Consider the following 17,144-nt stretch of genomic DNA (forward strand, 5'->3'; position numbering starts at 1 on the left):
GGCATTACGGAGCCTCGGCGCCGAGCGGGTGGCCCCCGGCGGCCGGGGTGGCGGGGGCGGCCGGGGTGGCGGTGAGGGGACGGCGAGCGCGCCACCAGGGCAGAAGCTGAACGACACCGAACGACACCTCGACAGCGAAGAAGAACCACAGCAGCCGGGTGGCGCCGTGGGCCAGCGCGTAGGCCTGCCAGGCGGAGAAGAGGGTGCGCGCGACACCGTCGAACAGTCCGTGCGCAGGCTGCGGCTTGACGATCCGCAGCAGCGCCCAGACGACCACGACCGACCCCATCAGATTCGCGTACAGGGTCTGCATCGGGTCGAGGGCGGGCATGGCCCCCAACCCCGACGCGTCACCCAGCGAGGACAGCGCGTCGTGCACCAGCGCGTACGTCCACGGCGTCGCGAATCCGGCGGTGACGACGAGGTCGTACCAGGCACTCAGGCGTACGACGCGAAGGTAGGCAGAGCGGTCGGGGGCGAGAAGACGGATCACGGCGAGGACTCCTGTTGGTCTCACGGCAGCGACGCGATTACGGCAACGACGCAACGACCGCCCCACGCTAAACAGTGGAGTACTGTCCAAGGTCAAGTCCACAGTCCCGGTCCGGCGGAGGGTCATGCGTATCGGAGAGCTGGCCGCGCGAGCGGGGATGACCAAGGACACCATTCGCTTCTACGAGAAGATCGGCCTCGTCACGGGCGAGCGGCTGGCCAACGGCTATCGCGACTTCCCGCCGGAGACGGTGGCCTGGCTGCAGTACGTCCGCACCGCGCAGACGCTCGGCTTCTCGCTGGCCGAGATCGCACAGCACGGCGAGGAGCTGCGCGACGCGGAGGACACCGCCGAGGCGTTGTCCTCGCTGTTCGAGGAGAAGATCCGGATCGTGGACGCGCGCATGGCCCAGCTTGCCGCCCTGCGGGCCGAGCTCGAGGCGCGCGTCGGTACGGGGTGTCCGTTGCGGGCGGCCGAACTGGCCGGCTGAGCGTGTCGCCCGACCGCTTACGGCTCTTGTGGCTGTTGACCTTGCCCAAGGGTGAGGGCCGACAGTGTCCGGGGTGATCAGTCCGCTCCGAGGAGGGGGACCCCCATGACCCACATGGATGACGACGCGCTCCTGGCAGAGCAAGTGGCTTACTACAGGGCGGGCGCGGCCGAATACGACCGGCCGTACGCGGAGCGCGAGGAGCTGCGGGAGTTGCTGGCCATCGTCGACGAACTCCCGGTTCGCGGTGACGTGTTGGAGCTGGCCTGCGGTACGGGCCAGTGGACACCGAGGCTCGCGGCGCGGGCGCGTTCGGTGACGGCGGTGGACGTGGCGGGCGAGGTGCTGGCGCTCGCTCGGGTGCGTGCCGCGTCCCCCACGGTCGAGTTCGTTCAGGCCGACCTGTTCGAGTGGCAGCCGCCACGGCGCTACGACACCGTGTTCTTCGCCTTCTGGCTCTCCCACGTGCCGCCGAGGCGCTTGCCCGGCTTCTGGAACACGGTCGCCGCCGCGTTGGCGCCGGGCGGCAAGGCGATCTTCATTGACGACGGCCCCGCCGTCGCGGAGGAGGAGGAAGTCCTCACGGGCCTGCCCGCCCCGGCCGCCCTGCGCCGGCTCGGCGATGGCAGCGAGTACCGCATCGTGAAGGTGTTCCACGATGCCCGGGCCCTCACGGGCGACCTCGCGGCGCGGGGGTGGTCGGTCCGCGTCCGGCCCGTGGCGGGGAACTACGTCGGGGTCGCGGAACCGCCGCCGCCCGACGGCGGGACGGGGCGCGGCGCCCTCCCGGCGGGCTGACCCCCTTCCCCGCCGGCTGCCACCTCCCGTGGGCCCTGACACTTCCGCGCGGGGCCACCCCTTCCCGCCGGCCTGACCCTTCCGCGCGGGGCCGGCCGTTTCCCGCAGGCCTGGTCCTTCCGCGCGGGGCCACCCCCTTCCCCGCCGGCCTGCCCCCTCACCGGCGTCTTCCGAGGCTGCCGGAGGGCTACCCGACCGGCAGGGCCTCCCGCACCGGCTCCTCCATCGCTTCCCGCATCGCCCTTCCCGTCGCCGTCGCGTCGTAGTCCTCCGGGACGCCTCCGACCAGGACGATGTCGCCCTCGATGTGCCGCGAGCGCAGCGGGGCGATCTCCTGGTACGCGGGCGAGTCCCACCACGCCTGCGCCTCGGCCACCCCGGGAAAGGCGATCACCACGACGAAGCCGGGCCAGCGGCCCTCCTTCACCTCGTGCCGCGTGGCGTGTACGAGGAAGCGGCCGCCGTACGGCTCGAAGGTGGCGGGGATGCGCTCGATGTACTCGGCGATGTCCGGGTGCGGAGCGGACTCCTGGAGGTGGGCGATGACGTAGGCGGGCATGGCGTCCTCCGGGTGGCGGCGATCGGTCTCGGTACGTCCACGATCATTGCCCGCCGCCGCGCCGGGGTCGATGACCTGGCAGGTAATCGACCCCGGGCGACGGCGCCGAAGAGGGGCGGGGCGGGCCCCGGCGGCGGGCCCTGGCCCTGGGTAGGCTGCCGGTCATGGTGAACGCGACGGTGCGTGAGTGGCATGACGAAGAGGGTTGGGGCGTGCTCGACTGCCCGGAGACGCCGGGTGGCTGCTGGGGTCATTTCAGCGCCGTCGAGGCGGACGGGTTCCGCTCCCTGGAGGCGGGGCAGCGGGTCGGTCTCGAATGGGAGGCGCCCGGCTTCCAGCAGGACGGGTACGACTACCGGGCGGTACGCATCGTGCCTTGACCAGCTCCAGCCTGATGCCCACTCAGCGCGAACTGGATCCCTGAAGCAGGCTGCACAGGGAGGACCAGGTCGGCAAGGCACCTTGAACACGCTTCAGGTCCGCGCCCGAATAGTCGGGCGGCACGTCTCCGACCCCCTCCGCGTCGAGAACGTAGAAATCCGCCAGATCGCCCACCACTCCCAGCTGCGCCTCCGGGAAGAATTCACATCTCATCCGAAACGAATCGTCGCGCCGGTCGGGCACGCTGGATACGACCGTCAGCGCCGCGAGGGCACCCGGCACGGCGGGCGTGCTCCAGCCGAACGAGCGCAGACCGCGCACCACCAGCAGCGCGGCATTCCCCACGTCGAACTGCAAGGAAGTGCGCAGCTCGAAGAGGAGAGCAGCCGTCGAAGTCAGTGGGCACACCCGGGAGTCGAGCAATTGCGCCTCCACGAGGGCATCCGCCTCTCGCAGGGGATCCACTTCGACCGCGTCAAAGCCAGCCGGAGGGACCCTGTACTCCACGAGGTCGTTGACCGAGACCATGGAATCGGAAAGAGTCATGGAATCGGGATGTGGTTGTAGGGGTCCGCCTTGCTGACGGTCTGCCCCGTCAGAGGATTGACCGACTGCCCTGCTTTGTTCATGTAGACCACATAACCCTTGGGGTACTGGTATTTACCAGTGGTGACCGGATCCATCACCCGTACCTTCACCACCCGGGGATCCAGCCCCTTGGTGCCGGCCGGAATATCGTAGGTCCAGCCTTTACCCGTTGCCACCGGGGTACCGGAATCCCCCTTGGGCAGCGGAAGTTTTTCTCCGCCGGGCCCGGTCACCTCCCCGAGGGGGCAGCTCTGGCCCTGAGTGCCGGAGGAGGCCTTCGTCGCCAGCGCGTAGGAGGCGCGGTGGCCCTGGGCGCCCGTGAGTGGGGCCGCGGAGGTGTGGACCCCGGATTTCACACCGGTCGTGGTTGGGCATTTACCGTCGCGGCGCTCCTGCCGCACCTGATCGACGATGCGGTCCACCTCGCCCACAGCGAGCGCCCGGGCGTCGACGAGGGTGTCGGCCCGCGAGTAGAAGCGGACGGTGGCCCGCCCGCCGGACGCCTTGGCCTGCTGTTCGGCTTGGGCCTTGGCCTTCGCGTCGGCCGCCGCGAAGACGGGGCCGGCCTCCGGGGCGGAGCAGGACAGGGTGCCGGAGACGCCGCCGTTGCCGGTGATGGGGAAGGCGCGGCTGGGGACCGTGCAGCCGCCGGCGGGCTGACCGTCGATGCTGATGGTCGCGCTCAGGGTGGCGAAAACGGTGCCGCCGGTGATGCGGGTCTTGGCCTCGGTGGACAGCTTCCCGGTGAACTTCTGCCGGACGGAGCATCCCGAGCGTCCGCAGTCCAGCTTGCCGGAGCCGTCCAGGGTGAAGTCGACGCCGTCGTCCACCGCGCCCTTCAGCTGCTCGGCGTATTTCTCCAGCTCGGCGTACATGGTGTCCGCCTGGTCTTCGGGGACCGGCGCCAGTTCCATCCCCTCGGAGTCGCCGTCCTTCAAGGGGCCCATGGTGAGCCGAGGAGGCACGGAGGGCGTCGGCTCGCCCTCCTCGCGCGGCTTGAGCTGGTCCTTGATCTGCTGGCGCAGGTCGTACGGCTCCAGGCGGAGCACGCGGTAGGGCTTGTTCTTCGAGACAACGATGCGGCCCGCCGACGTATCGGCCCGCAGCACGGGCACGCCGCCCACGGTCAGCGAGGGCAAGTCGGGGTCGCTCGGGTCGGGCAGTTCGTCTTGCTGATCCAGCGCGTTCCAGAGCTTGAACGCCAGCTCGGTCGGGGGCAGGTACTGCGCCATCACCGGATCGAGGGTGTACGACTCACCCGGGGACCCGATGGTCCATCTGCCCGGGCCGTCCGGGTCCTTGCGCTCCCCGTCCGCCCACTCGTAGTCCCGGCCCTTCTTCCACCGGGTGTACGTCTTTCCGCCGACGCGGAGAACGTCCCTGTCGAGCTTCTCCACGCCGTCGCCGATAGATCCGAAGACCGCGCCGGACTGGGTGACCGTGAAGTCCCGTTCGGTGATGCCGACGGCCGCGGTGTCCTTGTAGTGCAGTCCGCGGGCCGCCGCGAGGTTGGTCAACGCCTTGACGAACGGCTCGCGGTTCCGCTGAAGAGCAGCCGACTTGCCCTGATCGTCGCCGTCCGAGGAGGCCAGCCAGACCAGCAGCCCGGCCAGCAGGGCCAGCACCACGGCAGCGGCGGCCCCGGCCAGCAGCATCCTCCGGCGGCGCACCGGCCCCGGCGGCGCGCCAGCGGCCTGCCCGTCGGCGATCGGCGCGCCAGCAGGTGGGACGCCAGGTGGGACGCCGGGCGGGGCGCCGGGCGGGGCACCAGGCGGGGCGCCGGGCGGGGCGCCGGGCGGGGCGTCGGGCGGGGCGTCGGGCGGGGCACCAGGGGCCTGCCAGTCAGCGCTCGGCGCATTGTCATTCGGCGCAGGCTGTTCCCCCGTCACGCCTTTCCCCTCTCCACCGCGTCACGAGACGCGTACGAACGTCATTTCGGCTGAGGCGACCGTGTCTTGCCAACCATCGCCGCAGGCGATGCAATGCGGATGAAATTTCGATGACGTGGGGAAGCGGAGGCTTCGATTGGACGGGGGATCTCCGGAGCAGCCGCCACGGCAGCAGCAGCGACAGGAGGGGCGACAACGGCAGCATCGGCTTCGGATCGCGGTGCTCGGACCCGTACGGGCCTGGCGCGACGGAACGCCGGTCGATCTGGGGCCCGTTCGGCGGCAGGCCGTGCTGGTCGCGATGGTGCTGCGGCCGGGGCTCCTGGTGAGCCATGAGCAGTTGCTGGACGGGGTGTGGGGTGCGAAGCCGCCGAAGTCCGGTCGCCGGGTGCTCCCCAGCTACGTCTATGCGCTGCGGAAGGCGCTCGACGCGGAGGGCACCGGGCAGGCGGAGTCGGTGATCCGCGGCGGCCGGGGCGGGTACCGCTTCGTCGGCGACGGCGTCCGGCTCGATGTGGGCGAGCTGGGCGAGCGGGCCGAGGAGGCACAGCGCGCGAGGCGGGCCGGCGATGCGGCCACCGCGGCGGACCGGCTCTCCCGGGCGCTCGATCTGTTCGGGGGCGAGCCGCTGGCCGGGCTGCCGGGGCCGTTCGCGCAGGTGGAGCGGCAGCGGCTGGTGGAGCGGCGGCGTTCGCTGCGGCGGGGGCGGCTCGACTGCCTGGTGGTGCTCGGCCGGTACGCCGACGCCCTGGACGAACTCGCCGCCCTGTCCGCGGCCGACCCCTACGACGAGTCGCTGCTGGCGTTGCGCATGCGGGCGCTGTACGGCAGCGAACGGCAGGCGGAGGCGCTCAACACCTTCCAGGACATGCGCGAGCGGCTGCGCGACGAGCTGGGTGTCGATCCCGGGGATGAACTTCGCCGCGTACACGAAGCGGTGCTGCGGCGCGACGACGCGTACCTCCTCGGGCGGGAGCCCGCAGCGCGCCCCGCCCAGGACACGGCCGCCCTTCCCACCCCGGCGCCCCCAGCCACACCGGCCACCCCCGCCCCAACGCCCCCGGCCGCCGCCACGTCGGCCACCCCCGCCCCAACGCCCCCGGCCGCCGCCACGTCGGCCACCCCCGCCCCAGCAGCCCCCGCCCCCGCGCGCCGCCATCGCCCGGTCAACGACCTGCCGGGCGTCACCGGCCACCTCACCGGCCGCGAGCCCGAGCTGGCCGCGCTGACCACGCCCCCGCCGCCCGCGTCCGTGTCGGTCGTGACCGTGGACGGCCCGGCCGGCGTCGGCAAGTCCGCCCTCGTCGTCCGCGCGGCCCATGAGCTACGCGCCCACTTCCCGGACGGCTGCCTGTACGTGGATCTGCGCGCGCACAGCGCCGGACGCCGCAGGCTCGCCCCGCAGCGCGTGCTGCGCCGACTGCTGCGCTCGCTCGGCGCGGCCGACAGCGAGGTGCCCGGCGACCTTGACGAACTGACCGCCGCCTGGCGCGCGGCGACCAGCTCGCTGCGGCTGCTCCTGGTCATGGACGACGCCCTGGGGACACAGCAGATACGGCCGCTGCTGCCCGCGGGGCCCGGCAGCATGGTGATCGCGGCGGGCCGGCGGCGGCTGGCCGGGCTCGACGCGGATCGGCGGATCAGCCTGGAGCCCCTGGGGCCGGGCCACGCGGTGTCCCTGCTGCGGCGCATCGTCGGGGAGGAGCGCGCCGACCGGGAGCCGGAGGCGACGCGTGAGCTGGTCCGGCTGTGCGACGGGCTGCCGCTGGCCCTGCGCATCGCCGGGGCGCGGCTGCAGACCCGCCCCTCCTGGACGCTGGCGTATCTGGTGGACCGGATGGCGGGCGACGAGCGCCGCCTCGGCGAGCTGACGGCCGGCGACCGCAGCGTGCAGGCGGCCTTCCAGCTGTCGTACGACCAGCTCACCTCGGAGCAGCAGCGCGGCTTCCGCACCCTGGGCCTGGCCCCGACGGTCGAGTTCGACCCGCTGACCTCGGCGGCCATGCTGGGCCGGCCGTCCCGCGACGCGGAGCGGATCCTGGAGGGCCTGGTCGACACGAGCCTCGTGCAGCAGCCTCGCCCGGGCCGCTACCGGCTGCACGACCTGGTGCGGGTGCACGCGCGGCGGCTCGCGGAAGCCGCCCCCGCCGAGGCCGCCGTGGCGCGCACCGCCGCGCTGCGCCTGTATCTCGACGCGGGCCGGATCACCAGCGACTGGGGCCCCGCCGGCTTCCCCAGCGGACCGGAGCAGTCCGCCGGGCCGGCGCAGCCCACCGGGCAGGAGCAGCACACCAAGCAGGAGCAGCACACCAGGCCGGAGCAGCCCGTCGAAGTGAAACAACCGGAGCACCCCGCCCCCGCGCCGTTCACCGGCTGGAGGGACGCCGAGGCGTGGCTGGCCGCCGCCGGCGCGGAGCTGGCCGATGTCGTCGGGCACGCGGCGGCGCTCGGCGAGGCCGACTACGCCTGCTGGATCGCCGAGGCGCTGACCGACCACCTCCTGGGCCGGGGCCGCTACCACGAATGCCGAACGGCCCTCAAGACCGCGCTCGCGCACGCCGACGCCGCCACCGACCAGCGGATGCCTCTCGCGCTGCGGAGCTGCATGGGCATGGTCGACATCTACCAGGGCCGCTACCCGCAGGCGCGCACCTGGTTCACCGAGGCCCTCGACCTCAGCCGCCGCCGCGAGGACCGGCGCGAGGAGGCCCGCGCGCTGAGCGGGCTGGGGACCGCCGAGCTGAACCTGGGCCAGGTGGACCGGGCGGTACCTCATCTCACGGCGGCCGTGGAGCTGTCCCGGCGGTACGACGACCACTGGCTCGCCGCGATGGGGCTCTCCGTGCTCGGTGCGATCCACCATCTCCAGGGACAGAACGCGGAGGCGCTGGCCTGCTTCGACAGCGCCCATGCGCACGCCGAGACGAACGGCAGGCCCCGCATGCTCAGCAGGGTCCTCACCCTCGCCGCCGATGTCCACGTCGGCCTCGGCGACTACGGCCAGGCCACGACCCTGCTCCGCCGGGCGGCCGACCTCGTTCAGCAGGCCGGGGACACCTTCCTCGCCGCCCTTACCCTGGCCCGCCTGGGCTCGGCGGAACAGGGTGCGGGAAACCTGAGCGCCGCCATCGCCCTCCACCACCAGGCCCTCTCCCAGCACGGGCTGCTGTCCCCCCTCACCGAGCCCCACTACGACCGGATCGAGATGGACATCCGCTGCCGCCTGGGCCGCGCCTACGCGGCGGAGGGCCGCGTCCGCGAGGCACAGGAGCAGTTCCGGCTGGCGCTCGCCGTGCCCCGGGCCAGCGCGCATCCCGATGAGCGCGCGCAGGCGCTGGCGGGGCTGGAGGAGTGCGAGGCCGTTGAGGGGCGGGTCGGCGAGGTCGGCTACTGAGGTCTTTCCGTGCGGGCGGTGCGGGCCGGTAACACCTGATGGCACCACGTGCCTAACGTGGACGCATGACCGCACAGCCTGACATCACCCCGCGCGACCTGCGTACCAGGTCAAAGGAGATCATGGACGCCGTCCAGGACGGGCAAGCCTTCACCGTCACGCGGGGCGGGCACCCGATCGCCGAGCTGATCCCACTGCGGGCGCGCAGGCGGTTCGTCCCGCGTGGCGAATTCGCGACGATGTCCCGCACCGCTCCCGACACCTCACTGGACGCATTCCGCGCCGACCAGGGCGCCACCGCCGAGCAGGAGCCGGACGAGCCCTCTGTCCGTTGAGCAGCACTGATGCAGCGCGCGTCTACGCGAGAGTCTGCGCGGCCGTGACGTTGTCCCCGTCACCCGGCCGCGAGTTCTCCACGACCGTTAGTCGTTTGCGGTGAGTATCGGACAGCGACACGCCGTGGTGTCGGTGTGTCGCTGTCCGATACTCACCGCACTCAGGCGTCGAGCGTGAAGCTGACGGCGTCGGCCGCCACCTCCGCCCACACCGTCTTGCCGACAGGGACGCGGGGAGTCACCCCCCAGCGCGTGGCCAGCAACTCGACGAGCAACAGGCCACGCCCCGTCTCGTCGTCGTCCGACGGGGCCTGCGGCCTGACCGGAAGCCGGTCCTCGCGGGCGTCCGACACCTCGATACGGACCGTACGCGCCGCCGCGACGAAGGCGAGCCGCAGCCGGAAATCCCGCCCGGGCAGGCGGCCGTGCCGCACGGCGTTGGAGGCCAGCTCCGCCACCAGCAGGGCCACGGTGGACGACGTGTCCGAGGCGGGCGGATACCCCCACTCCCCCATGCGCCGCACGGCGAGCTTCCGGGCGAGCCGCGCCCCGCGCGGGGTCGAGGGGAGCTGCACGCCTTCGTCCGGCAGGGTGTTCGCCTTCAGCACGGTTGTGTCCATTTCTGTCCGTCGAGCTTTCGTACGATTCGCAGCGTGTGCGCATCGTGACGTTCCGCACACAAGGGTCGCCCGGCGGGCCTACGCTCAAAAGGCCGTAACGCATTACCTCTCACCCCGTAAGGAACGGAAGTGATGTTTTGGCCAAAGGTATTGATCCCCAGTCGTCCGTGGCGGCGCTCTTCGGGTCGCGGGTACGCAAACTCCGGCTGGCCGCCGGGCTGACCCAGGCCGAGCTGGGCGCGAAAGCGCATGTGGTGGCCAGCCGGATCACCCAGATCGAGCGGGCCTTGGGAGCGAAGCCGACGTTCGAGCTGGCGCAGGTGCTCGACACGATCCTCGGGGCGGACAACCTGCTGATCGACATGTGGCCGTACGTGTACCGCGAGGCGTTCCCGGACTGGTCGCGGGCGTTCATGGCGTACGCGGAACGGGCGGTGGCGATCGGTGAATACGCCGCGCAGGTAGTGCCGGGCTTGCTACAGACCGAGGACTACGCGCGGGCCTTGCTGAGCCTGGACATCCTGCTCAGTAGCGATGAGCAGTTGGAGGAGCGCGTAGTCGCACGCCTCGGTCGCCAGAAGCGGCTCGCGTCCCACGACCGCCCGGAGCTGCGGGTGGTCCTGGACGAAGCGGTGTTGAGGCGCCCGGTCGGTGGCACGGCAGTCATGCGGGCCCAACTGGCCCGGCTGTTGGAGGCGGCAGAGGAGCGCCATATCACCTTGCAGGTGCTGCCGTTCGACCAGGGTGAGCACGAGGAGATGGGTGGTTCCCTGACCGTGCTGACCCTGCCGGATGGTGATGACGTCGCCTATAAGGAGGGCGCGTACTTTGGCCAACTCTTCGAAGAGCCAAGCGAAGTCAAGCGCCTCACGGTGACCTACGATCGGCTGCGGGCAGTGGCCCTGCCCCCAATCATGTCGCTCGACATGATCCGATCCGTGATGGAGGACAACTACCGTGGAGCGAATGTCCCATCCCGATCTGAACGGCGCCGCCTGGCGCAAAAGCAGCTACAGCAATCAGGCGGGTGGAAACTGCGTGGAGGTGGCCGGCGGATTCCCCGGCGTGGTCCCCGTCCGTGACAGCAAGAACCACGACGGCCCCACCCTCACCTTCCCGGCGGGTTCCTGGATGGCCTTCATAACCAGCCTGAAGACCGGCCCCCGCCTCTGATCCCGCCCCGCCGGATCCCCGTACACGGGGGTCCGGCGGGTCACTTCGACTCGGATGTACAACGGGGGGTCTGATGAGTGAACTTCAGCCGACCGATCCACGGCAGGTCGGGCGGTACCGGATCACTGGGCTGCTGGGCGCGGGCGGGATGGGGCGGGTCTACCTGGGGCATTCGCCCGGCGGACGACTGGTGGCAGTCAAGGTGGTGCGGCCGGACCTGGCCGAGGACCCCGGCTTCCGCCGCCGGTTCGCCCGGGAGGTGGCGGCGGCACGGAAGGTCAACGGCTTCTTCACGGCCGCCGTGGTCGACGCCGATCCCGACGGCTCACCCCCCTGGTTGGCCACCGCCTACGTGCCCGGCCTGCCCCTGGACAAGGCCGTCGCGGCGCACGGCCCCTGGCCGGCGGAATCGGTGCGGGCGCTGGGCGCGGGGCTGGCCGAGGCGTTGGAGGCCATCCACGCGGCCGGTCTGGTCCACCGGGACCTCAAGCCCTCCAACGTACTGATCGCCCCTGACGGGCCCAGAGTCGTCGACTTCGGGATCTCCGTGGCGGCCGAGGCCACCGCGCTCACCAGCACCGGAATGGTCGTGGGCACCCCCGGCTTCATGGCTCCCGAACAGCTCACCGGCAAGCCCGTCACCCCGGCCACCGACGTGTTCGCCCTGGGCGCGGTCCTGGCGTACGCGGCCACCGGTGTCGGCCCTTTCGGCGCCGGTTCGGCGCAGGCGCTCAACTTCCGCATCGTGTACGAGGAACCGGACCTCGCCGAACTGCCAGCGCCGGGCCTGGAGATCATCGCCCGCTGCCTGGCCAAGGACCACGCCCGGCGTCCGGCGGTGGCCGAACTCGTCGAGGAGCTGGCCCTGGTGCCGCCCGCCGACGGCTACACGCCCACCGAGGTCGTCCCCCGGGCCGCAGCCTGGCTGCCCGGCCCGGTCGCCCGTGCGCTGCCCGCCACCGTCACGGCGCCCACCCCGCCCGCTCCGCCGCAGCCCGTGGCCGCGCCACCCGACCCCGCCCCCGCACAGCCTGCCGCGGCTCCCGCCGCTGACGTGCCGCCCGCCCACGCGCCGGTCCCTCCGGCCGCGCCCGCACCACCCCCGGCACACCACCGCGCCGTCCTCCCCTTGTGGACCGCCTTGGTGGCGCTGGCATTCGCCATGGTCCTGCCCGCCTCCCACGGGGAGAACGTTGCCAAGTACCTGGACGAGGGCTCCTGGCCGTTCGCCGTGGTCGCTGTGCTGAGTGCAGGCACCTCTGCCGCAGCACTGACTGTGCTGCGGCGTGCCCCCGCCGCTCCCGTCCCGCGCTGGATCCGGCGTCTGCACATGCTCACCACCGCACTCAGCACCGCCCTGTTCGCGGTTTTCGTCATCCTCACGTACGACGACGAGGGGGACCTCGACTCCCTCGGTCCGGGTGCGTGGATCTTCGCCTTCGGGTGCGCGGTGCTGACCTACAGCCTCTTCCGGTTTCCGACCCCCAGGCGCCCGCCCGCGCCCTGACGCCATCACCGCCGTGCGCGCCCCCTGCCCCGCCGGTTCCCCGCACACGGGGGTTCGGTGGGCCACGAACTCCCTTGAAGAACCTGAGGAAAAGAACCTCCCCCCCACCCTCCCTCCCCCACATCACCCGTACGAGTGACCGGCTTGCGGGTGCGGGAGGCGGGCGGTTACGTTCGCCGCAACAACCCCAAACAGACGACGGCCCCCGGCCGGGACGGCAATCCCGAACGAGGGCCTGACCGATCAGGAAGAAGCCCCTTCCCGATGGCTGAGCCGCAGTCTAACGCGCACGCGCGCGTCGACGCCGGACTACCGACCTCCGGCGTGATCCACATCCGTACCCGTCTCACCGCCGACTTCACCGTGATCTCCAACGCCCTCGCGCAACGGCGCGGTAGCGCGGTCACGATCGGTGTCGCGGCCTACATCCTCTCGCTGCCCGATGGAGCGCCGGTGAGCATCGCCGCGCTGTGCGAGCACTTCACGGAGGGCGAGATCCTGATCTCGCGGGCCCTCAGGGAGCTGGAAGCCGCCGGTTATCTGGAGCGGCGGCGCGAGCGCGGGCCCGGCGGGCTGGTCCGTACGCGTACGTACTTCCGTGACGTACCGAAGGACGTAGCGCAGCGAGGCCTGCCGAAGCGAAACCTGATCACCCCGCCACCGCGCCCCCGGAAGCCCGCCCCACCAGCACCGAAACCGGCCCCCGCTCCCCCGCCCCCACCCACCGAGGCCACCGACCTCACCGAGATGACCGAGATGACCGCCGCCGACGAGCAGGCCGTCGCCCTCCTCGCCTCCCTGCGCATCGCCGACCCACGGCTGATCCTGTCCCGGCGGGAGGTGGCCGAGCTGGCCCCGGCCGTCGCGCGGTGGCTCGCGGTCGGCGTGGGCCCCAGGCAGCTCACCAGCCTCCTCACCACCGGGCTGCCGGACCGCTTCCTGGGCCGCCCGTCCCGCCTCCTGGCCTTCCGCCTGAGCGAACCTCCACCCGCCGTCGCCCCCGCCCCCGCGCCCCGCACGCCGCCGCCCGTGCTCCCCTGGCAGACCTGTGACGGCTGCGAGCGCCCCTTCCGCGCCGCCGAGCCCGCCCTCTGCCGCGACTGCAGGCTCAAGGAGGAGACCGGGGCCGTCGCCGCATAGGGCGGGTCTACGGCACTAGGCAACAGGGACGCGGCGTGGCACGATCGCGCGGGTGAGCAGCAGAACCACCCCGGAGCAGCACCTGAGCGACCTGGCGCGGCTGCGGCGCGTGCGGGACCGGATCGACCGGGAGTACGCGCAGCCGCTGGACGTCGAGGCGCTGGCCCGTGGGGCGAACATGTCGGCGGGGCACCTGAGCCGCCAGTTCAAGCTCGCGTACGGAGAGTCGCCGTACGGCTACCTGATGACGCGGCGGATCGAGCGCGCGATGGCATTGCTGCGGCGGGGTGACCTCAGCGTCACCGAGGTCTGCTTCGCGGTCGGCTGCCAGTCGCTGGGCACCTTCAGCACGCGCTTCACCGAGCTGGTCGGTGTGCCGCCGAGCGTCTACCGGCGCGAGGCGGCGCGGGCGACGGCGGGGATGCCGCCGTGTGTGGCGAAGCAGGTGACCCGACCGGTCAGGAATCGAGAAGCACGCCCTTCGGGGCCGGAGATAGCGTGAGAGCCATGGACATCACCATTGACACCACGGTTCTCCCGCACACCGACCCCGAGGCATCCCTGGCCTTCTACCGCGACATCCTCGGCTTCGAGGTCCGCAGCGACGTCGGCCAGGGCACGATGCGCTGGATCACGGTCGGCCCCGCCGGCCAGCCCGACACCTCCATCCTGCTGGCCCCGCCGGCCGCCGACCCCGGGGTCACCGAGGACGAGCGCCGCACCATCACCGAGATGATGGCCAAGGGCACCTACGGCTGGATCCTCCTGGCCACCAAGGACCTCGACGGCACCTTCGACAAGATCCAGGCCACCGACGCCGAGGTGATCCAGGAGCCGACCGAGCAGCCGTACGGGGTGCGCGACTGCTCCTTCCGCGACCCCGCCGGCAACCAGATCCGCATCAAGGAGGTGCGCTGAGGCACCCGGGGTGAGATCGGTCAGTTCGCCAGGTCGGCGAACATGCCGGGCTGGTACGAACCGCCGGGGTTGCGCACGATCACGCCGAGCCGGTTGGCGGCGTTGATCATGGCGACCAGGTAGACGAGCGCGGCGATCTGGTCGTCGTCGTAGTGCTCGCGGACCTGGGCCCAGGTCTGGTCGGACACGCCGAGGTGGGCGTCGGCGAGCCGGGTGCCCTCCTCGGCGAAGGCGAGGGCGGCCCGCTCGGCCTCGGTGAACACGGTGGACTCGCGCCAGGCGGCGACCAGGTTGAGCCGCACCGCGGTCTCCCCGGCGGCCGCCGCGTCCTTGCTGTGGAAGTCGACGCAGAAGCCGCAGCCGTTGATCTGACTGGCGCGCAGCATCACCAGGTCCTGGATGGTCTGGGGCAGCGACGACTGCTGGATGGCCAGGCTCACGTTGGCGAACCGCTTGCCGATCTTGGCGCCCAGCTCGTTGGCCATCAGGTTGAAACGGGGTTCCATCGCTTGGTCCTCACTTGTTGTGGCGTACCGCGCGGCCGTCCGCGCGGTGTTCCGACACACAAGAGATGCCGGCGACCCGGTCGTTTGTGACGCCTCGGCGATGTGCCAAGTACCACGGGGCGGGGGTGTCACAAAGCGGTGGGCATCGGTGTCCCCCGACGGCTCCGGGTCACCAGTCGACGTGGTCGCTGATCCATTCGGTCAAGCCCTCTTCGTCGTCCGCCGACGGCAGCTCGGGGCCGCAGCTCAGCGGGGTGTAGGAGAGCTGGAGGTGGGTGAGGTAGCCGTACGGGAGGTTGTCGGGGGCCGGGCCGAGGACCAGGGCGTGGGTGTCGGTGCGCCACACGCGGTGGGTCAGCGCGGGGCCCATGGCCAGGGACTCGGCGGAGAGGATGGTCCGCTCGGGGGCCCTGCCGAGGTGCTCGGTCACCGCCTGTGCCGCCTGCGCGAGCACGGCCTCGCAGTCCTGGTCGGTGGACGGGCGGCGGCCGGTCCAGCCGGGGAGCTGCTGCCAGCTGTCCATGAAGTCGTACAGCCACCGTCCGTTGGCCATGCTGTCTTCGCCTTCGTCTTCGTCCGGACCGACGGGGTACAGCTCGCCGAACACCAGGAAGTGGCGGGCGTCCGGGTCGCCGAACGGGCTCTCGCCCTCGGTGCACAGCAGGTGTCCGTGTCCGGTGCGGTACGAGTCGGTCACCAACTCGTGCTGCCAGCTCCATCCGCGCCGCCGCATCTCCGCCTCGACGGCGTCGAAGGTGTCCACGCCGTCGGGGGGCCGCGGTGTTGTCGGGAGGGCGATCAGCTCCGCGACGGCCTCGGGGGGCAGCGGTCGGTGGGCGAGGGCGTGAACGGGTATCGGCATGCGGATCACTCTAGAAGCGGCCGCCCACAGGGACCGTTCGAGGACTCCCGCCGCGCTCCACCTCCTCGAACACAGCCGCCGCTCCCGTGGCGGTGCGCTGGGCCCACCGCCCCGTACTGAGCAGGCCCAAGGCCACGATGCCGAGGCCGAGTCCGAGCACCAGCCACCACACGCCGCGCTCCGCGGCCACGAACGCCGTCCCACCGCGGGGCAGTGCCGATCCCACGATCGTTCCGGACACCGCGACACCCAGGGTGGTGCCGGTCTGCCGGCCCGCTGAGGCCAGCGAGGTGGCCACCCCGGTCATCGAACGGGGCATACCGGAGACCGCCGTGTTGGTGATCGGCGGGTTGACGGTGCCCAGGAAGACACCGAACAGCAGGTAGACGGCGAGCACGAACGGCAGCGGGGTGGCCGGTCCGAGCCAGAGCGAGGCGCCACCGCCCAGCGCCAGCGCGCCCCCGGCGACGACCAGGGGAAGCCTGGGGCCGCGCGCGCCGACCAGTCGGCCGGTGAACGGGGAGAGCACCACGACCAGTGCCCCGACCGGAAGCAGGCACAGCCCGGCCGCCAGCGCCGACATGCCGCGCACCTCCTGTAGATACTGGGTGGTCACGAACAGGAAGGCGCCGAATCCGCACAGCGCGAAGAGCGCCATGAGGATCGCCGAGGCGAACGGCAGGCTGCGGAACAGGCGCAGTTCCAGCAGCGGGTCGACGCGGCGTGGTTCGTAGGCGAGGATCCCCAGTACGGCGAGCGCGGCCACGGCGAGCAGGGCGAGGATGACCGGCGAGGTCCAGCCCAACCGCCTGGACTCGGTGATCGAGAAGACAACGCCGCCCAGGACGAGGATCATCAGGGTCTGGCCCACCGGGTCGACCCGGCGCGCCCGGGCAGCGCGGGACTCGGGCACGAACAGCGCCGTGCACACCAGCGCGGCGGCCACGATCGGCACGTTGATCCAGAAGATGGAGTGCCAGCCGAAGCCGTCGACCAAGGCACCGCCGAGGATCGGGCCCAACGCCAGCGCCAGGCCGGTGCTCGAGGCGAACACGCCGATGGCCCTGGCCCGCTCGGCGGGGTGGGGGAAGGTGGTGGCGACGATCGCCATCGCCACCGGGTTGAGCATCGTGCCGCCGACGGCCTGGAGCGCCCGCGCCGCGATCAGCCACGGGAGGCTCGGCGCCAGGCCGCACAGCAGCGAGCCGACTCCGAAGGCGGCGAGGCCGATCTGGAAGACGCGCCGGCGGCCGAGCCGGTCGGCGGCCGACCCGGCCAGCACCAGGAAGGTGGCCAGCACCAGGGTGTACGCGTCGACCGTCCACTGCAGGCCGGACACCGAGGCGTGCAGATCGCGGCGGATGGACGGCAGGGCGACGTTGACGATGGAGATGTCCATCACCACGACGATCGCGCTGGCGCAGCAGATCGCGAGCACCAGAAGTCGGCGGCTATGGCTGAGTTCGGGCATGGGTTGGGGCATGTCCGGGA

At 71.9% G+C, this 17,144-nt stretch carries 19 protein-coding genes; 11 read left to right on the forward strand and 8 right to left on the reverse strand.

Features of this window, described 5'->3' with window-relative positions:
• Positions 1 to 4: 4 nt before the first annotated feature.
• Positions 5 to 493 (reverse strand): hypothetical protein, encoded by a 489-nt coding sequence (locus ABFY07_RS04795; protein ID WP_346173220.1) that lies wholly within the window; start codon positions 491 to 493, stop codon positions 5 to 7.
• Positions 494 to 617: 124 nt separating this feature from the next.
• On the opposite strand from ABFY07_RS04795, the gene ABFY07_RS04800 reads away from it, so the two are divergent.
• Together ABFY07_RS04800 and ABFY07_RS04805 are read left to right on the forward strand one after the other, a co-directional pair.
• On the forward strand, positions 618 to 983 hold the full coding sequence (locus ABFY07_RS04800; RefSeq protein ID WP_346173221.1) for a MerR family transcriptional regulator: 366 nt from the start codon (positions 618 to 620) through the stop codon (positions 981 to 983).
• 114 nt (positions 984 to 1,097) lie between these two features.
• Positions 1,098 to 1,781, forward strand: a complete 684-nt coding sequence (locus tag ABFY07_RS04805) for a class I SAM-dependent methyltransferase (RefSeq protein WP_346173435.1) — start codon at positions 1,098 to 1,100, stop codon at positions 1,779 to 1,781.
• 187 nt (positions 1,782 to 1,968) lie between these two features.
• On the opposite strand, the gene ABFY07_RS04810 is transcribed toward ABFY07_RS04805, so the two are convergent.
• Complete coding sequence (locus ABFY07_RS04810) at positions 1,969 to 2,340, reverse strand: DUF1330 domain-containing protein (RefSeq protein WP_346173222.1); 372 nt, start codon at positions 2,338 to 2,340, stop codon at positions 1,969 to 1,971.
• Between the two features lie 164 nt (positions 2,341 to 2,504).
• Here ABFY07_RS04810 and ABFY07_RS04815 point away from each other — a divergent pair, with 164 nt between their 5' ends.
• Positions 2,505 to 2,720: a cold-shock protein gene (locus ABFY07_RS04815; RefSeq protein WP_346173223.1), complete on the forward strand. Its 216-nt coding sequence runs from the start codon at positions 2,505 to 2,507 to the stop codon at positions 2,718 to 2,720.
• Positions 2,721 to 2,742: 22 nt separating this feature from the next.
• On the opposite strand, the gene ABFY07_RS04820 is transcribed toward ABFY07_RS04815, so the two are convergent.
• Together ABFY07_RS04820 and ABFY07_RS04825 are read right to left on the reverse strand one after the other, a co-directional pair.
• Complete coding sequence (locus ABFY07_RS04820) at positions 2,743 to 3,267, reverse strand: hypothetical protein (protein WP_346173224.1); 525 nt, start codon at positions 3,265 to 3,267, stop codon at positions 2,743 to 2,745.
• Positions 3,264 to 4,979 carry a hypothetical protein gene (locus tag ABFY07_RS04825; RefSeq protein ID WP_346173225.1) on the reverse strand — a complete coding sequence of 572 codons (1,716 nt, stop codon included), beginning with the start codon at positions 4,977 to 4,979 and terminating at the stop codon, positions 3,264 to 3,266. The genes ABFY07_RS04820 and ABFY07_RS04825 overlap by 4 nt, the downstream gene beginning before the upstream one ends.
• 439 nt (positions 4,980 to 5,418) lie before the next feature.
• Between ABFY07_RS04825 and ABFY07_RS04830 the strand changes: the two genes are divergently transcribed.
• Positions 5,419 to 8,592: an AfsR/SARP family transcriptional regulator gene (locus tag ABFY07_RS04830; protein ID WP_346173226.1), complete on the forward strand. Its 3,174-nt coding sequence runs from the start codon at positions 5,419 to 5,421 to the stop codon at positions 8,590 to 8,592.
• A 65-nt stretch (positions 8,593 to 8,657) separates the two neighbouring features.
• Complete coding sequence (locus ABFY07_RS04835) at positions 8,658 to 8,927, forward strand: type II toxin-antitoxin system Phd/YefM family antitoxin (RefSeq protein ID WP_346173227.1); 270 nt, start codon at positions 8,658 to 8,660, stop codon at positions 8,925 to 8,927.
• A gap of 161 nt (positions 8,928 to 9,088) precedes the next feature.
• Here ABFY07_RS04835 and ABFY07_RS04840 read toward each other — a convergent pair whose 3' ends face one another.
• Positions 9,089 to 9,547: an ATP-binding protein gene (locus tag ABFY07_RS04840; protein WP_346173228.1), complete on the reverse strand. Its 459-nt coding sequence runs from the start codon at positions 9,545 to 9,547 to the stop codon at positions 9,089 to 9,091.
• A gap of 167 nt (positions 9,548 to 9,714) precedes the next feature.
• Between ABFY07_RS04840 and ABFY07_RS04845 the strand changes: the two genes are divergently transcribed.
• From ABFY07_RS04845 to ABFY07_RS04870, 6 genes are all read left to right on the forward strand, one after another.
• The gene (locus tag ABFY07_RS04845; RefSeq protein WP_346173229.1) at positions 9,715 to 10,629 is read left to right on the forward strand and encodes a helix-turn-helix domain-containing protein; all 915 of its coding nucleotides are present in this window, start codon (positions 9,715 to 9,717) and stop codon (positions 10,627 to 10,629) included.
• The gene (locus ABFY07_RS04850) at positions 10,592 to 10,720 is read left to right on the forward strand and encodes a DUF397 domain-containing protein (RefSeq protein ID WP_346173230.1); all 129 of its coding nucleotides are present in this window, start codon (positions 10,592 to 10,594) and stop codon (positions 10,718 to 10,720) included. Before ABFY07_RS04845 ends, ABFY07_RS04850 begins: the two co-directional genes overlap by 38 nt.
• Before the next feature lie 73 nt (positions 10,721 to 10,793).
• The gene (locus ABFY07_RS04855; protein ID WP_346173231.1) at positions 10,794 to 12,227 is read left to right on the forward strand and encodes a serine/threonine-protein kinase; all 1,434 of its coding nucleotides are present in this window, start codon (positions 10,794 to 10,796) and stop codon (positions 12,225 to 12,227) included.
• 264 nt (positions 12,228 to 12,491) lie between these two features.
• A complete protein-coding gene (locus ABFY07_RS04860; protein WP_346173232.1) occupies positions 12,492 to 13,367 on the forward strand; it encodes a hypothetical protein in 876 nt (291 codons plus the stop codon).
• 52 nt (positions 13,368 to 13,419) lie between these two features.
• Positions 13,420 to 13,869 (forward strand): helix-turn-helix transcriptional regulator, encoded by a 450-nt coding sequence (locus ABFY07_RS04865; RefSeq protein WP_346173233.1) that lies wholly within the window; start codon positions 13,420 to 13,422, stop codon positions 13,867 to 13,869.
• A 5-nt stretch (positions 13,870 to 13,874) separates the two neighbouring features.
• Positions 13,875 to 14,285 (forward strand): VOC family protein, encoded by a 411-nt coding sequence (locus tag ABFY07_RS04870; RefSeq protein WP_346173234.1) that lies wholly within the window; start codon positions 13,875 to 13,877, stop codon positions 14,283 to 14,285.
• Positions 14,286 to 14,305: 20 nt separating this feature from the next.
• Here ABFY07_RS04870 and ABFY07_RS04875 read toward each other — a convergent pair whose 3' ends face one another.
• The 3 genes from ABFY07_RS04875 to ABFY07_RS04885 all read right to left on the reverse strand — a co-directional run bounded on the left by ABFY07_RS04875 (position 14,306) and on the right by ABFY07_RS04885 (position 17,136).
• Positions 14,306 to 14,791, reverse strand: coding sequence for a carboxymuconolactone decarboxylase family protein (locus ABFY07_RS04875; protein ID WP_346173235.1), 486 nt, complete (start codon positions 14,789 to 14,791; stop codon positions 14,306 to 14,308).
• 169 nt (positions 14,792 to 14,960) lie between these two features.
• Positions 14,961 to 15,653, reverse strand: a complete 693-nt coding sequence (locus ABFY07_RS04880) for a hypothetical protein (protein ID WP_346173236.1) — start codon at positions 15,651 to 15,653, stop codon at positions 14,961 to 14,963.
• Between the two features lie 10 nt (positions 15,654 to 15,663).
• Positions 15,664 to 17,136 (reverse strand): MFS transporter, encoded by a 1,473-nt coding sequence (locus ABFY07_RS04885; RefSeq protein ID WP_346173237.1) that lies wholly within the window; start codon positions 17,134 to 17,136, stop codon positions 15,664 to 15,666.
• Positions 17,137 to 17,144 lie beyond the last annotated feature (8 nt).

The organism is Streptomyces sparsogenes subsp. cuspidosporus (assembly GCF_039532705.1).
Lineage (GTDB): Bacteria > Actinomycetota > Actinomycetes > Streptomycetales > Streptomycetaceae > Streptomyces > Streptomyces sparsogenes.

Excerpts from the sequence above, each read along its gene's own strand:
- ABFY07_RS04800 (WP_346173221.1), top strand. The coding sequence starts at position 618 with ATGCGTATCGGAGAGCTGGCCGCGCGAGCGGGGATGACCAAGGACACC.
- ABFY07_RS04805 (WP_346173435.1), top strand. The coding sequence starts at position 1,098 with ATGGATGACGACGCGCTCCTGGCAGAGCAAGTGGCTTACTACAGGGCG.
- ABFY07_RS04810 (WP_346173222.1), bottom strand. The coding sequence starts at position 2,340 with ATGCCCGCCTACGTCATCGCCCACCTCCAGGAGTCCGCTCCGCACCCG.
- ABFY07_RS04815 (WP_346173223.1), top strand. The coding sequence starts at position 2,505 with ATGGTGAACGCGACGGTGCGTGAGTGGCATGACGAAGAGGGTTGGGGC.
- ABFY07_RS04820 (WP_346173224.1), bottom strand. The coding sequence starts at position 3,267 with ATGACTCTTTCCGATTCCATGGTCTCGGTCAACGACCTCGTGGAGTAC.
- ABFY07_RS04835 (WP_346173227.1), top strand. The coding sequence starts at position 8,658 with ATGACCGCACAGCCTGACATCACCCCGCGCGACCTGCGTACCAGGTCA.
- ABFY07_RS04840 (WP_346173228.1), bottom strand. The coding sequence starts at position 9,547 with ATGGACACAACCGTGCTGAAGGCGAACACCCTGCCGGACGAAGGCGTG.
- ABFY07_RS04855 (WP_346173231.1), top strand. The coding sequence starts at position 10,794 with ATGAGTGAACTTCAGCCGACCGATCCACGGCAGGTCGGGCGGTACCGG.
- ABFY07_RS04860 (WP_346173232.1), top strand. The coding sequence starts at position 12,492 with ATGGCTGAGCCGCAGTCTAACGCGCACGCGCGCGTCGACGCCGGACTA.
- ABFY07_RS04870 (WP_346173234.1), top strand. The coding sequence starts at position 13,875 with ATGGACATCACCATTGACACCACGGTTCTCCCGCACACCGACCCCGAG.
- ABFY07_RS04875 (WP_346173235.1), bottom strand. The coding sequence starts at position 14,791 with ATGGAACCCCGTTTCAACCTGATGGCCAACGAGCTGGGCGCCAAGATC.
- ABFY07_RS04880 (WP_346173236.1), bottom strand. The coding sequence starts at position 15,653 with ATGCCGATACCCGTTCACGCCCTCGCCCACCGACCGCTGCCCCCCGAG.
- ABFY07_RS04885 (WP_346173237.1), bottom strand. The coding sequence starts at position 17,136 with ATGCCCCAACCCATGCCCGAACTCAGCCATAGCCGCCGACTTCTGGTG.